This is a genomic window from Geomonas anaerohicana (genome assembly GCF_016458305.1).
Classification (GTDB): domain Bacteria; phylum Desulfobacterota; class Desulfuromonadia; order Geobacterales; family Geobacteraceae; genus Geomonas; species Geomonas anaerohicana.
The window spans coordinates 719,934-734,891 of the sequence record NZ_JAEMHL010000001.1 but is presented as its reverse complement, the minus strand read 5'-3'; the positions used below and the strand labels follow the sequence as shown (position 1 = coordinate 734,891).

The following is a 14,958-nucleotide window of genomic DNA, read 5'->3' as shown; positions in this document are numbered from 1 at the left end:
GAACAAAAAAAAGGCCCCGCCGTTGCCGGCGGGGCCTTTTTGCTGCTTGCTGCTGCGAAAGATTAGTCTTCGCAGAGGTCGATCTTCACATCCCAGTTCTTGAGCTTCATGGTGCCGTTCTTCTCAAGGTTGAGGTGCATCTTGAATGCGCGATCCCACAGCTGCGGCTCGTGGCCGACCTTCCTCGCCAGGCAGTCCTTCTCGGCGATGTTGAGGTACTCGGTGAGCTGCGCCTTGTAATCCGGGTGGGCGCACTTCTCGATGATGCGACGGGCACGCTCCTTCGGAGCCAGGCCGCGCAGGTCGGCGAGACCCTGCTCGGTGATGACGCAGTCGAGGTCGTGCTCGGTGTGGTCGATGTGCGAGCAGTGCGGCACGACGCAGGAGATACCGGTCGGGTCGGTCTTGCTCGGACGGGAAGACGGGGTGTGCATCATCTTCAGGAAGCCGTTCCTGAGGAAGTCGCCGGAGCCGCCCAGGCCGTTGATCATGCGGGTACCGCCGACCAGGGTGGAGTTCGCGTGAGCGAAGATGTCGATCTCGACCGGGGTGTTCATGGCGATGCAACCCAGACGACGGATCGGCTCCGGTGCGTTGGAGATGGAGAGCGGACGCAGGGTGATCTTGTCGAAGTACTTGTCCATGTTCTCGAAGAAGCGCGGGAAGCCCGGGCTTGCGGAGAGGGACAGCGAGCAGGAGGAAGCCGCGTCGAGCTTGCCGGAGTCGAACAGGTCGAGCATGGTGTCCTGGAGAACCTCGGTGTACACGGTCAGGTTCTTGAAGGGGCCTTTGGCCAGGCCGCCGATGACGGCGTTGGCGATGGAGCCCACGCCCGACTGGATCGGGAGCAGGTTCTTCGGCAGACGGCCGGCTTTCACCTCGGTGGTGAAGAAGTCGATGATGTGGTTGGCGATCGCCTCGGAGGTGTCATCCTGCTCGGCGAAGGCGCGGCCCTGGTCACGCAGCTTGGACTCGACCACGGCGACGACCTTGCTCGGATCGCACGGGATGGAGGTGGAACCGATCCTCTCACCGGCGTGGGTGATGCCGAAGATCTGACGGTTCGGCGGGGTGAGCGGGGTCAGGAGGTCGTGGATACCTTCGAAGGAGGGCTGTCCGGTGTTCACCTCGAGGATGATCTTGTCGCAGATCATCAGGATCTCGGGGATGACGCCGCAGGAAGAGGTCGGCACCAGGGAGCCGTCTTCCTTGACCGCGGAAACCTCGATGATGGCGAGGTCCAGCTTGCCGCTCTCGGAGTCCTTGGTGTAGAAGCCGTAGCCCAGGTCCTGTGCGAACAGGGAGAGGTGCTTGTCGCCCATGCGGATGCGGCCGGAGTTGATGCCGGCAGCGATGTTCTTGCCGGTCTGGTACGGCCAGCGGCGGTCGATCATGTCCAGAGTAGCCCAGCGGTCTTCGGTCTCGGCACCGACGGAGGCGCCGATGAAGAGGTTGAACTTCAGCTTGCCCTGCAGGTTGTTCTTCTCGACGTGGTCAGCCAGGGCGATGGGCACCACTTTCGGGTAACCGGCCGGGGTGAAACCGGACCAACCAAGGTTCATCCCGTTCTTGAAGAACTCAATGGTCTGCTCGGGAGCCATGACCTTGTTCAAAAGTTGTTTGCATTGTACCCGGTCTTGAAGTGTGCCGTACTCGGACATATCTGCCTCCTGTTTTGTTTTGATGTTTACAACCAAATCAGCGTAAAGCTGACAAATCACATGATTTTTACTGCGAATCCGAGCCGGGCAAACGTGTTGCCTCACGCGGATTTATCGGGATTTGGGGAAAAATTAGAACCGGATTCTACTTAAGGGAGGCCATGGAGTCAACTAAAAACCCCCTTCGGCGACAAACCGCCCTCCCATCGCCCCCTCAGGCGCCATTCTGCGGTATTGAGCGGACTGTACGGCAATGTATACAGTATGCAATCTAATCTGAACTTGCCGTTCACGTCAAGAATAAAAAGTTGTTTCGTGTCTTCCGAGCGCTCGACCGGGGCCAAGCGCAGGCGTTTATTCTGTTAAATTGGGTATTTTCATGAAGGGGACGACGTTGACCGCTGATGGAATATTTCTTTTCTATTCTGCCCCTCTATGGGACGAGGCCTTGGCGTGTCCGGGCGGGGTGGCGGCCGTGGCGGCCGTCGGGCGCCCGGGCCTGGGGCGCCGGCGAGCGCTGCCGTAGCGCGGCTGCCTACAGCGCGTCCTACACAAAAATAAAACAGAAAGCGGCTGGGGATGGCCCGCAGGGGAGCGGACCGCCACGAAAAGGGGCCGCCTCAGGGCGGGCCCCTTTCAGAGCAAGTCAGGGGGGAAGCTACTTGGCAAGATACCCGAGCCGGACCGCGCCCCAGTGCCGGTTGTTGATCATGATGGGGGTGGATATGTCGTTCATGATCTCACCGGTATCCCTCATGTAGGTCTGCAGCAGGTACGGCTCCATATTCTGGGCGGCCTTGAGCCCGGTCTTGTCGTCGAAGATCCGCTTGGTCCGGTTGTTCACCTTGTCGGTTTCCGGGTCGCCGGTAAGCGGCTTGGAATAGCGCAGGTTGTGGCAGGGGACATAGCCGTGGTCGTCGACGCAGATGGCGAAGAAGATGGTTCCCTTGCGCCCGAGAACCTCCTCCTGCACCGGCCCCACGTACTGATCGAAGAAACTGTCGAACGCGGTGTGGTACTTCTGGGGCGAGGTGTTGGCAATGGGGCGATAGTTGCGGTCGAAGAGGTCGGCCATGGTGATCTTGCCGGCTGCCACCCCCTGCTCCAGGGTAGCGGTCAGCTTGTCCCTCAGCTCGGTGGCGAGAGCCTTCATCTCGTCGTGCCGGTTGCCGACGCTGAATTTTCCGACCGTGGAGAAGATCTGCTCCGCCACCCTGGTCAGGTCCCCGAAGGAGCGGTCACTTTCCAGCATGTCCTCGTGCACCCCCGAGGCGGAACTGGAGACGTTGTGGATTTTTTCCGCGATTTCGTTGGTAGTGGCGCTCTGTTCTTCGGTGGCGGAGGCGATCTGGTTGATGAGCTGCGCCGTCTCTCCCGCCAGCCCCAGGATCCGCTCCAGGCACTCCCGTGCCGCCGCCGATTTCTCGACCCCGTCTTCCACGCGCCCCTGCTCCTCGGTGATGGAGCGGGCGGCCTCGCGGCTCTCGATCTGAATGTTGGTGATGATCTTGGCGATTTCCTTGGTAGACGTCGCCGTCTTCTCGGAAAGCATCTTCACCTCGTCCGCGACCACGGCGAATCCTCGGCCGTGCTCACCGGCGCGCGCCGCCTCGATAGCGGCGTTTAGGGCCAGCAGCTTGGTCTGGTCGGCGATGTCCTCGATGAGAACGATGATGTCGCCGATCTGCGCCGACGAGGTCTCCAGCCGTTGCACGGTCCCCAGGGTCTGCGCCACGTTCTCCCTGATCATGGTGATGGAGTTGCAGGCGCTGTCCACAACGCTCATGCCGCGGTTGGCGGCGTCGTCGACCTCCGATGAGAAGCCTGCGGCCTGCTGCGTGTTGCCGGCCACGACATTCAGGGTCGCCGCCATCTCCTCCGTGGCGACCGCGACAGCTTCGGAACGCTGCTTCTGGTCTGCGGCCGAGGTCACCGTCTTGGCGGCACGGCTGGAAACCTGGCACAGCGAGATGGAGATGCTCTCAGCCAGATCGTAGAGCACGGTGATGGTCTCGCGCAGCTTCTGGACCAGGTGGTTGATGTGACGCGCCAGGTCGCCGATCTCGTCCTCGGAGCGTATCGGGATCTCCTTGGTGAGGTCACCCTCCCCTTCCGCGATATCCTTCAGCTTCTCCGAGAAGAAGAGGATCTCCCGCATCACCGATTTCCTGAAGAAGAAGTACATCCCACCCATCATGCAGATGAAGAAGATGCAGCCGGCCCCAACCAGTATGGCTATCATCCTCACCGCGCTCTGGTAGCCACCCTCAAGGGAAGAGGTGAGCAAAACTGCGCCCAGGTACTTGTCACCGGCATCGTGACACTGCTGGCAGCGCTGCTCGTTCTTCATGGGGACCGCGGCGCGCAGGGTGTGGATGCCACCCACCACCTCCCGCTTCTCGACCCGCTTGCCGGTGGCGAAACTGTCCGTGACGTCCTTGTTGACGGCTCCGGTGACCGGATCCTTGCCGTCTTTGCCATAGATCTGCAGGTCGAAGCCGAAGTTTTGCTCCTTCGCCGTCTTGGCGAGATTGAGCACCGACTTGGAGTCATCCTTCATCATGAAGGCCTTGATCTCGTCAATGATCACGGCCGACATGGTGCGGCTGTTCTGCTCCTGCAGCTTCATGGTGGAGCTGTACTGCAGCCAGATTGCCAAGCATCCTACTATTGCGATGCCGACCAGAAGGTTCACGCCGATGATGGCCAGGATCTTGTGCATCAGCTTGTTCTTGAACATCATGCCTCCCTGATGGACCCCAGAGTCCTCTGTCATTGGTGTCAGTATCGGCAAATGTTTACTGCATCTTTAGAAACGGTGTTTAAAATTATCAACATTTAATCGTAGCGAGAGGTGCACGCAGGCTCACGACCGGATCTTTTTGATTTTCGTCAAGAGTCGGTTGTGCAGGGGATGGTACTATTGAAAGAAAAAAGCACGGGAGGTCGCCATGAACGACGTAGACGAACAGGAACTGTACCGGCAACTGGTACAGAACTGCAACGACGCCATCATCTTCTCTGACAGGGAAGGTTTGATCAGACTGTGGAACAAGGGAGCGGAAGAGATGCTGGGGTTCAGTGCCGAAGAGGCGCTGGGGCAGTCGCTGGACATCTTCATCCCGGAGAACCAGCGCCCCCGCCACTGGGAGGGGTACTACCGCGTCATGGAGACCGGCACCACGCGCTACGCGACGGAGCTCCTCGCGGCCCCGGCCCTGAAAAAGGACGGCACGCGCATCTCAACCGAGTTCTCTATGACCATCATCAGGGATGCTGAAGGGAAGGTCGCCGGAACCGTGGCCGTGATGCGGGACGTAAGCGTGCGCTGGCAGAAGGAAAAGACGCTGCGGGCGCGCCTGGCCGAGCTGGAAAAGGGACAGGCCTCCTGAGACTGGGCAAAGAGAGGGCGCCGGGATCACTCCCGGCGCCCTCTCTTCTGGTTTCTCCCTGCCCCGGCGTCAGCCGACCTGGTCCACCAGGTAATTCTGCACCCCCATCTGGGAGATCTGGTCCAGTTGGGCCTCGATGTCGTCGATGTGATCCTCCTCCTGCTTAAGAATCGATTCCAGCAGTTCCTTGGTCCCGTTGTCCCCCAACTCCAGCGCCAGCTTGATGCTCTCGTTGTACCCCTTGATGGCGCTCTCCTCGAGGGCATGGTCGAACTGGTGCATCTTCGGGATCTCGCCGCCGATGTGGATCGGGTCCAGCCTGCTCACGATCGGCCTCCCCTCCAGGAACAGGATCCGCTCGATCAGCTTCTCCGCGTGCTTCATCTCGGTGATGGCGCGCTCCCTGATTGCGGAGTAGAGCCTCTTGTAGCCCCAGTTCTCGCACATCTCCGCGTGCACCATGTACTGGTTGGTGGCGGTCAGCTCCTCCGCCAGGCGTACGTTCAACTGTTCGATCACCCTCTCGTTCCCCTTCATGGACGACCTCCTTTTTGCGCCCAGCGGCTGCAGGCGCGGTTCGCTTCCGGCAACCGAAAGGGTGCGCCGGCTAAACAGGTTAATTTATTCTAATTTTTAAACCAGTAGATTATACCTGCGTCGGAGGGGTTGGCAATTGGAAGGGAGTCTTGGGGGAAAGCAAGAACCGGAAAGCACGACTTCTTAACGCAAAGGCGCAGAGGCGCGGAGACGCTAAGAAAAAAGGAGTGGGGAACAACAAAAGACAGCTGGCGGAGGATGTCCCACTTCGCCTTAACCGCCGGAGGGGGGCGAATATTCGCCCCTACAGGTACGTGGCTGGTTCTTTTCCCGCGGACAAAAAAAACGCCGCCCCAGTTGTACGGGGCGGCGTTCCATTTCGCGGCAGTGGCTGCAGACCGGGCTTACGCCACCGTCTCCTCCGGCTCTTCCTCGACGGCGTCGCCACCCATCGGGGCGGCCTCGCCTTTCGGGAGCAGCAGGTTCAAGAGAATGGCGGCGATGCCGCACAGGCTCACGCCGTGCAGGTGCTGGCCGGCTACGTTGATGCTGAGCCCGCCGATGCCGAAGACCAGCACCAGCGACACGATGACCAGGTTGCGCGGGCGGTGCATGTCGACCCGGGCGTGGATCAGGGTGTTCAGGCCGACCGAGGCGATGGAGCCGAACAGGAGCATCATGATGCCCCCCATGACCGGCACCGGGATGGACTGCAGGATGGCGTTGAACTTGCCGAAGAAAGCCATCACGATGGCGAAGCCGGCGGCCCAGGTCATGATGACCGGGTTGTAGCAGCGGGTGATCATGACGGCGCCGGTAACCTCGGCGTAGGTGGTGACCGGAGGGCCGCCCACCAGCGCGGCGGCACAGACCGCCAAGCCGTCGCCCAGCATGGTGCGGTGCAGGCCCGGCTTCTCGGTGTAGTCCTTGCCGGTGACTGCGCCGATGGCGACCACGTCGCCGACGTGCTCGATGGCGGGCGCCAGGGCGACCGGAACCATGAACAGGACCGCGGACCAGTTCCACTCCGGCGTTACGAACTTGGGCACCTCGAGCCACGGTGCGGCGGCGATCTTGGAGAAGTCCACGAGGCCCAGGAAAATGGAGAGCACGTAGCCCACCGCAACGCCGGAGAGGACCGGCAGCAGCCGGAAGATGCCGCGGGCGCGCACCGCCACGGCGGCGGTGGTGGCAAGCGAGATGCCGGCCACGAGGAGCGCGGTGTTGTAGTCGACCAGGACAGCCTTGCCGTCACCGGTCTTGCCCATGGCCATGTTGACTGCCACGTTGGCGAGGCCCAGGCCGATGATCATGATGATGGGACCGACCACCACCGGCGGCATGATGCGGTGCACGAAGTCCGCGCCGCGCAGGTAAATCGCAAGCGAGAAGGCGAGATAGAGCCAGCCGGCGGCGAAGAGGCCGGCCAAGGTCGAGGGAAGGCCCCAGGTCTGCACGCTGTAGATGATGGGCGCGATGAAGGCGAAAGAGGAACCCAGGAAGATGGGGACCTGGCGCTTGGTGCAGAGCTGGAAGATGAGGGTACCCATCCCGGCGCCGAGAAGGGCCATGCTCGGGTTGAGGCCGGTGAGGATCGGCACCAGCACCAGCGCGCCAAAGGCGACAAAAAGGATCTGCGCACCGGACAGCGCCTGGCGCCAGACCGGATCTTTTACTTCAGACATGCAATTGACCTCGCTAGGAAATGATACGGAGGGGACACCCCCGCTTACGTGCAGCAGGGGTGTTACTTGGTGCCGAAGATCTTGTCGCCGGCGTCGCCCAGGCCGGGCAGGATGTAGCCGTGCTCGTTGAGACGCTCGTCGATGGCGGCAACGTAGATGTCGATGTCGGGATAGGCCGAGGTGATCTTCTTGAGCCCCTCCGGCGCCGCCACCAGGCAAAGCACGCGAATCTGGCGGCAGCCGCTTTTCCTGAGCATCTCGATGGTGGCTGCCATGGACCCGCCGGTGGCGAGCATGGGGTCGATGATCAGCGCCAGGCGCTCGTCCAGTTTGCCCACGAAGCGCTCGAAGTAGGTGTGCGCCTCCAGGGTCTCCTCGTTGCGGGCCAGGCCCACCACGCTCACCTTGGCGTTGGGGATCATGTCCAGGACGCCTTCCAGCATGCCGATACCGGCGCGCAGGATGGGGACCACGGTCACCTTCTTCCCCTTGATCTGCTGGATCTCGATGGTGCTGCCGTCCCAGCCGGTGATGGAGCGGGGCTCCAGAGCGAAGTCGCGGGTGGCCTCGTAGGCGAGCAGGCAGGCGATCTCGGCGGTGAGTTCCCGGAACTTCTTCGTGCTGATACCGGACTCGCGCATCAGGCCAATCTTGTGCTTCACCAGGGGGTGGTTTACTTCGTGGACGCTCATCTGCCTCTCCCGTCGAAAATTTTGGTCATACCATACCGGATTTTACGTCTGCAAACAAGCAGTTACGCATTAGACCGAGCCAATCGGAAGGAGGGTGGTTTGATGTGGTCAGACCACGGCCGCGGCTAACGGTTGCAGACGCGGATGGCGGCCGGGGCGGAGGACGGAGAGGCGGGAAAAAGGAGGGACTTCAAGGCGTTGCCACTGACCACAGGATCAGAAATGGCGATAGGAGAGAACGCGCATGCCGTTCCAGACGCCGAAGGCGAGGACGATGACGGTGAGGAGCAGGCAGAACAGGGCCGCCGCATGGTGCAGCCAGCTCTCGCGACGCCGCTCCCGGTAGCCCAGCAGTTTCGCCGCGATGATGCCGCCGGCGATGCCGCCGCCGTGGCCCCAGTTGTTGATGCCGGGCATGATCAGGCCGAAGACCACCAGGCTGATCAACCACCCGCTCACCTCGCGCGAGACGGCCTGGCCGTAGTTGCCGCCGCGGCTCTTGCCGAAATAAAACAGCGCGCCGATGAGGCCGCAGACCGCCGCCGAAGCGCCGATGGTGAACGGAACCCCGGCCACCACGGAGAGGAGATACCCCGCGACGCCGCTCGCCGTGTAGATGACGAACATGCGGCTCGCGCCGAACTCGGCGCAGACCCAGGGGCCGATCTGCCTGAGCGCCATCATGTTGAACAGGATGTGCAGCGCGCCGCCGTGCAGGTAGTTGGCGGAGATGAGCGTCCAGAGCCCGTAGCGGTAAACGGGGTAGGTCCCGGTGGCACCCAAAAGCGCAAGGCTGTTGTCGTCCGGGGAGAGGAAGCCGAAGATCCCGCCGCCGAGGGCACTCCTGCTGGAGATGAGCAGCGACAGGAGATAGTAGAGCACGTTGGCAACGATGATGCCGTTGATGACCATGTCGCCCCCCCGGTCGCTGCGCATCACCTCGATGATCCTGCCGCCGGAGCGGGGCAGCGCGGCGCCGCACCAAAGGCAGGAGGCATACCTGGCGTCGGTGGCGCGTCCGCAGTGAGGACAGGTTATGGAGGGGTGAGCCATGGTCGGGATACCTCTGAGAAAGATTGCGCGCCCCACTCTACCATTTTCATTGCAGAAAACAACAATGAGGTTGCAGGCGCGGCCGTTTTAGCCGCAGTCGAGGAACAACAGGGCGGGATCTTCCAGGTAGCGCAGCACCTTGCCCAGGAACCGGGCGGCGTCGGCGCCGTCGGTGGCACGGTGGTCGAAGGTAAGGGACAGGGGGAGGATCTTCCTGATGACGATCTGGCCGCGGTGCACCCACGGGCGCTCGACGATGCGCCCGAACCCCATGATGGCGACGTCGGGCCAGTTGATGATGGGGGTGGCGAAGGTGCCGCCGAAGTGCCCGTAATTGGTGATGGTGAAGCTGCTGCCGCGCAACTCCTCCAGGGCGATGCTCCGCTCGCGGGCCTTGCGCCCTAACTCCTGGATCGCCTGCGCCAGCTCGATGATGCTCTTCTTGTCGACATCGCGGATCACCGGGACCATGAGCCCCTCGGGGGTGTCCACCGCGATGCCGAAATGGTAGTGCCGCTTCAACACCAGCTCCTGCGCCTCGTCGTCAATGGAAGCGTTCAGTAGCGGATGCTCCTTCAGCGCATGCTGCACCGCTTTCATGAAGAAGGGGAGGAAGGTGAGATGGGTGCCACGCGCCTCGACCTCCCCCTGCTCCCGAAGCCGCATCTCGAAGATATCCGTGATATCGACCTCTTCCATGCTGGTCACAAAGGCCGTGGTCCTCTGGGAGGCAGCGACGTTGCGGGCGATGGTGCGGCGCAGGCCACGCAGCGGCACCCGCTCTTCCGCCCCGGCGCCCCCCATGACCTTGGCAGCGGCAGGAGGCTGGCGCTCGCCTTCCAGGTCCTCGGGCCTGATGCAGCCGCGCGGCCCGCTCCCCTTGACGTTCCTGAGATCAATGCCCCGCTCGCGCGCCAGCTTGCGTACCATCGGCGTCGCCAGCCCGTCGAACCCGGCGGAGCCTGCCGCGGCTGTAACCGACGGCGCCGTATCGGGGAATCCCGCCGCGGTGCCGCCCGATACGGTAAGGGGTTCCTCCTCCGCCTCCGGGAGGGATCCCACGATACCCACCGATGCCGGCCGCGGTGGCTGCGCCTGCGCCGGGGGTGATGATTGCGGCCCGGCTTGGGACTCCGACTGTACCTGCGCTTGGGACAGCGCCTGCGACACCGGTTCGGCCTCGCGCTGCACCAGCGTCAGCAGTACCTCGCCCACCCGCACCGTTGCCCCCTCCTTATGGCGCAGCCCGGCTACGACGCCCGAACGGGGCGACGGGACTTCCACCACCGCCTTGTCCGTCTCCACCTCCAGCAGCGGCTGGTGCTCGCGGACCGTGTCCCCCTCGGCGACCAGCCAGCGGCGCAGCTCCACCTCAGCGATCCCTTCGCCCAGATCCGGAAGTTTGAAGTCGAAAGCCATGAGTAATTCTCCTTAAATCGTGTCAGTCCGACGTCCATGGCTCCTCCCCCCGGAGGGGGGGGCTGGGAGGGGGGAAAGGGGTGCCAGTCAGCGCCCCCTCCCTAGCCCTCCCCCTCCGGGGGAGGGGACAGTAAGGGCTAGTACTGCAACACTTCGTCCAGGGCGCTCCGGATCTGCTGCAAACCGGGGAGGTAGTGGTCGATCAGCTTGGCCAGCGGCACCGGGACATCCGGCGCAGTGACCCGCACAATGGGCGCGCGCAGGTGCAGGATCGCCTCCTCGGCGACGGTCGCCGCTATCTCGGCGCCGAAGCCGCAGGTCTTGGCGGCCTCGTGCACGATCACCAGCCGCCCGGTCTTCTGTACCGAGGCAACGATGGCCTCGCTGTCGAAGGGATTCAAGGTCAGCAGGTCCAGCACCTCCGCGTCGTACCCCTCGACCGCCTTCAGCGCCCGCTCCAGCATGCTCCCCCAGGCCACCACGGTCACCGCGCTCCCCGACCGGGCCACCCGGGCCTTGCCGAGTTCCACCAGGTACTCCTCTTCCGGCACCTCTTCGCGCAAAAGGCGATAGAGCCTGGTCGGCTCCAGGAACAGCACCGGGTCGGGATCGCGCAGCGCCGCCAGGAGGAGCCCCTTGGCAACGTAGGGCCCGGACGGCACCACCACCTTCAGCCCCGGCACCTGGCAGAAGAGCGCCTCGGTGCTCTCCTCGTGCAGTTCCGGCGCCTTGATGCCGCCGCCGTACGGGGTGCGCACCACCATAGGGCAGCTGTAGCGGCCGCGGGAGCGGGAACGCAACCGGGCGGCATGGGCGAAGAGCTGTTCGAAGGCGGAATAGGTGAAGCCGAGGAACTGGATTTCCGGCACCGGCCGCAGGCCGTAGGCAGCCATGCCGATGGCCGCCCCCATGATGCCGGATTCGCACAGCGGGGTATCGAGCACGCGCTCGCGGCCGAAGCGCTCCAGGAGCCCCTCCGTGACCCGGAACACGCCGCCGTCGCGTCCCACGTCCTCGCCCAGCAGGAGCACCCGGTCGTCGCGGGCCATCTCCTGGGCCAGCGCCTGGTTGATCGCCTGTACCATGTTGAGCTGGGCCATCAGCGCACCTTCCTTTGCCCTGCCTGGCGCGGGGTCAGCGTGGCGAGGATCTCGTCGAAGAGTTCCGCCGCGGCCGGCGGGGGCGCTGCCTCCATCTCCGCGACCCCGGCGTCGACGATAGCAGCCGCCTGCGCCGCCGTCTCCTCGCGTTTCTGCGGGGTCCAGAGCCCGCGCCCCTCCAGGAAGCGCTCCAGGCGCAGGATGGGATCACGCGCGGCCCAGAAGGTGACCTCTTCGCCGGAGCGGTAGCGTCCGGCGTCGTCGGCGGTGGTATGGTCGGCCATGCGGTAGGTGAGGCATTCGATGAAGGTGGGGCCGGCACCGCTTCTGGCCTTTTCCACCGCCTGGCGGGTGGCCCGGTACACGGCGAAGACGTCGTTGCCGTCCACCTGCACCCCCTGGAAGCCGTAGGCGATCGCTTTCTGCGCCAGGGAAGCGGAGGCGGTCTGCCCCTTGAGCGGGATGGAGATGGCCCATTGGTTGTTCTGGCAGATAAAGACCAGGGGGAGGTGGAAGACGCCGGCGAGGTTCATCGCTTCGTGGAAGTCTCCCTTGGAGGTGGCGCCGTCGCCGAAGTAGGTGACCACCGCCACCGGGTCGCGCCGGTAGCGCGCGGCGAGGGCTGCCCCCGCGGCCTGCGGGATCTGGCTCCCCACGGCGACACAGAAGGGGAAGATATTCAATCCCGGCGGCACCTTCTGGGACCGCTCGTCCCCGCCCCAGTACTGCAACAGTTGCGGGATCGGGTAGCCCAGCGTCAGGTGCGCACCCATCTCCCGGAAGGAGGGGAAGAGCCAGTCCTTGTGCGTCAGGGCGAAGGCGCTGCCCACCTGGGCCGCCTCCTGCCCCCGAATGGGGGGATAGGTGCCGATGCGCCCTTCGCGTTGCAGGGCCACGGCGCGCTCGTCGAAGATGCGCGAGAGCAGCATCAGCTCGTACAGGCGCCACATCTCGGCGTCGGACAGTTCCGGCAGCAACTCCGGATCCGCCTCCCCCTTCTCGTTCAGGACTTCCAGGCGTTTGATCTGAAAATCGGCAAGTAACACTTCCGGCATGGCACGCTCACTTATTAAAATGGGGGCTCGGCGATTAGGAGAGTGTAAACGGACACTTGCGGGATGTCAAAAACGTTTCTACTGCCGTTTCAGCCTGCCGTAAAGAACCGGGGCCAGGGCGAACAGCCCCAGCAGGGCAAAGGAGCCCAAGACGCGCGCCGAGGCGACGTCGGCAAGGGAGTTGATGGCGGCGAGGCTCGCCCCGGCGTTGACGAAGACGAAACCTCCCGGAATGATGCCGACCAGCGTCCCCAGCACAAAGACGCGCAGCGGCAGGCGGGTGAGACCGGCGGCGAGGTTGATCAGGAAAAAGGGAAAGAGCGGCACCAGCCTCAGGAACAACAGGTAGTTCCAGCCTCGCTGCTCCAGTTCGCGATTGAGCCCCTCCAGCCGGGTGCCGAAACGGCCGGCGATCAAATCCCGGAGCAGGTAGCGGGTGACCAGGAACGCAAGCGTGGCGCCGATGGTGGCGGCGCAGACGGCATAGACGGTGCCGGCCAAGACGCCGAAGACGGCGCCCGCCGCGAGTGACAGGACGGCGGCGCCGGGGAGAGAAAGCGCGGTCTGCAGGATGTAGATCACCATGAACAGGGCGACCGTGCCCCCCTGGTGTGCCGCGTAATAGTCGGCGAGCAGCTGCCGGTTCGCCTTGAGCGCCTCCAGGGTGAGGTAGCGCTGCAGGCCGAAATAGAAGAACAGCGCCACGGCGCCAGCGACTGCGAGACATACCAGGATCTTCTTCAGGTTCATGAAAAGGCTGCTCCTGCATGGGTAGGGTATGCAGGTTTTAACATATCCACGTCCCGGGCGTTACCATTTTCTTTGCCAGGAGAGCCAGGCGCGCAGGATCCGCTGCACCAGGGGGGTGAGGCGGCGGCGCTGGTACGCGTCGGCGAGCTTCTTCCACGACTCGGACTGGGTGGGATAGGGATGGATGGTGTTGCCGATGGCGATGAGGCCGAGGCCCGAGCCGATGGCGAGGGTGATCTCGCTGATCATCTCCCCCGCGTGCCGGGCCACGATGGTCGCGCCCAGGATGGTGTCGCTCCCCCTTTTCAGGTGCACCCGGGCGAAGCCCTGCTCCTCGCCGTCCAGGACGGCACGGTCCACGTCGGTGAAGGGGACGGTGAGGGTGTCCACCTCGATGGCGCGCGCCGCGGCCTCCGCCGGGGACATGCCGACGTGGGCGACCTCCGGGTCGGTGTAGGTGCACCAGGGGACGGTGAGCGATGAGTTCTTGCGCCTCCCCTTGAAGAGCGCGTTGGCTATCAGGATGCGGGCCTGGGCGTCGGCGGTGTGGGTGAAGCGCAGGCGCGAGCAGATGTCGCCGGCGGCGTAGACGCGCGGGTTGGTGGTCTGCAGGGTGTCGCTCACCGTGACGCCGTTTCTGTCGTAGGCTATCCCCGCCTCCTCGAGGCCGAGCCCCTCCACGTTGGGGGCGCGGCCGGCGCCGACCAGGATGCCGGCCACCTCCACCTCGAACGGCACCCCTTGCCGCTGCAGCCTAAGCACCTTGCCGGCGCCGCGCAGCTCCACGGAGAGCACCTCGGTGGCGAGGTGCACCGTGATCCCCTCGCGACGCAATGCCTCCAGCAGCACCGTTGCCGCATCGGGGTCGTCACGCCCCAGGAGCTGCCCCCCCGGCTCGATGAGGGTCACCTGCGCGCCGAAGCGGGCAAGGGCCTGGGCCAGTTCGCAGCCGATGGGCCCGCCGCCGATCACCGCAAGGGTCGCGGGGAGTTCGGTGAGCGAGAAGACGGTCTCGTTGGTGAGGTAGCCCGCCTCTGCCAGTCCGGGGATGGGGGGGACGGCGGCGCGGGCGCCGGTGCAGAGCGCGGCGCGGACGAATCTAAGTTCCGCACCGGCCACCTCGATGCGGTCCGCGGCCGTGAAGCGCGCCGCGCCGAAGAAGACGTCGACGCCCAATTCATCCCGGAAGCGGCGCGCGGCGTCGTGCCGGCTGATTCCGGCCCGCAGACGCCGCAGCCTGGCCATGGCGGCGCCGAAATCCGCGCCCACCCCTTCGAGCCCGACCACGCCGAACTCCCCGCCGGAGCGGGCATCGAAGACGGCGCGGGCCGCCCGCAAAAGCGCCTTGGAGGGGACACAGCCGACGTTCAGGCAGTCGCCGCCTAAAAAGCCGCGCTCGACCAGGGCCACCCGCGCCCCCAGTCCGGCGGCACCCGCCGCGCAGACCAGGCCGGCAGTGCCGGCACCCACGACCACCAGGTTGTAACGTTCGGCGGGTTCGGGGTTCTGCCACCCCTCCGGGTGCACGTTCGCCGCAAGCAGTCGGTTTTCCACGCTATCCGGTAATTCTTCCAGATCGTCGGTGTTCATGAGGTTCCCGCTTCAGGCTGCCGC

At 64.2% G+C, this 14,958-nt stretch carries 12 protein-coding genes; 1 reads left to right on the top strand and 11 read right to left on the bottom strand.

Annotation, left to right across the window (positions count from 1 at the left end; all coding sequences use genetic code 11):
* Positions 1–62: 62 nt before the first annotated feature.
* Positions 63–1,661 (bottom strand): acetyl-CoA hydrolase/transferase C-terminal domain-containing protein, encoded by a 1,599-nt coding sequence (locus JFN91_RS03030; protein WP_199387721.1) that lies wholly within the window; start codon positions 1,659–1,661, stop codon positions 63–65.
* Between the two features lie 658 nt (positions 1,662–2,319).
* Positions 2,320–4,401: a methyl-accepting chemotaxis protein gene (locus JFN91_RS03025; protein ID WP_199387720.1), complete on the bottom strand. Its 2,082-nt coding sequence runs from the start codon at positions 4,399–4,401 to the stop codon at positions 2,320–2,322.
* 211 nt (positions 4,402–4,612) lie between these two features.
* Here JFN91_RS03025 and JFN91_RS03020 point away from each other — a divergent pair, with 211 nt between their 5' ends.
* Positions 4,613–5,053 (top strand): PAS domain-containing protein, encoded by a 441-nt coding sequence (locus tag JFN91_RS03020; protein WP_199387719.1) that lies wholly within the window; start codon positions 4,613–4,615, stop codon positions 5,051–5,053.
* Between the two features lie 69 nt (positions 5,054–5,122).
* Here the strand turns inward: JFN91_RS03020 and bfr are convergent, their stop codons facing one another.
* The 9 genes from bfr to JFN91_RS02975 form a co-directional block, all read right to left on the bottom strand.
* A complete protein-coding gene (gene bfr / locus JFN91_RS03015; RefSeq protein ID WP_199387718.1) occupies positions 5,123–5,590 on the bottom strand; it encodes a bacterioferritin in 468 nt (155 codons plus the stop codon).
* A gap of 404 nt (positions 5,591–5,994) precedes the next feature.
* On the bottom strand, positions 5,995–7,275 hold the full coding sequence (locus JFN91_RS03010; protein WP_199387717.1) for a uracil-xanthine permease family protein: 1,281 nt from the start codon (positions 7,273–7,275) through the stop codon (positions 5,995–5,997).
* 62 nt (positions 7,276–7,337) lie between these two features.
* Positions 7,338–7,967 carry a uracil phosphoribosyltransferase gene (gene upp / locus JFN91_RS03005; RefSeq protein ID WP_199387716.1) on the bottom strand — a complete coding sequence of 210 codons (630 nt, stop codon included), beginning with the start codon at positions 7,965–7,967 and terminating at the stop codon, positions 7,338–7,340.
* Between the two features lie 216 nt (positions 7,968–8,183).
* On the bottom strand, positions 8,184–9,020 hold the full coding sequence (locus JFN91_RS03000; protein ID WP_199387715.1) for a rhomboid family intramembrane serine protease: 837 nt from the start codon (positions 9,018–9,020) through the stop codon (positions 8,184–8,186).
* 87 nt (positions 9,021–9,107) lie between these two features.
* On the bottom strand, positions 9,108–10,439 hold the full coding sequence (locus JFN91_RS02995; RefSeq protein WP_199387714.1) for a dihydrolipoamide acetyltransferase family protein: 1,332 nt from the start codon (positions 10,437–10,439) through the stop codon (positions 9,108–9,110).
* 137 nt (positions 10,440–10,576) lie between these two features.
* Complete coding sequence (locus JFN91_RS02990) at positions 10,577–11,539, bottom strand: alpha-ketoacid dehydrogenase subunit beta (protein ID WP_199387713.1); 963 nt, start codon at positions 11,537–11,539, stop codon at positions 10,577–10,579.
* Positions 11,539–12,594, bottom strand: coding sequence for a pyruvate dehydrogenase (acetyl-transferring) E1 component subunit alpha (pdhA, locus tag JFN91_RS02985; protein WP_199387712.1), 1,056 nt, complete (start codon positions 12,592–12,594; stop codon positions 11,539–11,541). Before pdhA ends, JFN91_RS02990 begins: the two co-directional genes overlap by 1 nt.
* A 78-nt stretch (positions 12,595–12,672) precedes the next feature.
* Positions 12,673–13,344, bottom strand: a complete 672-nt coding sequence (locus JFN91_RS02980) for a TVP38/TMEM64 family protein (protein ID WP_199387711.1) — start codon at positions 13,342–13,344, stop codon at positions 12,673–12,675.
* A 60-nt stretch (positions 13,345–13,404) separates the two neighbouring features.
* On the bottom strand, positions 13,405–14,934 hold the full coding sequence (locus JFN91_RS02975; RefSeq protein ID WP_199387710.1) for a mercuric reductase: 1,530 nt from the start codon (positions 14,932–14,934) through the stop codon (positions 13,405–13,407).
* Positions 14,935–14,958: the final 24 nt, after the last annotated feature.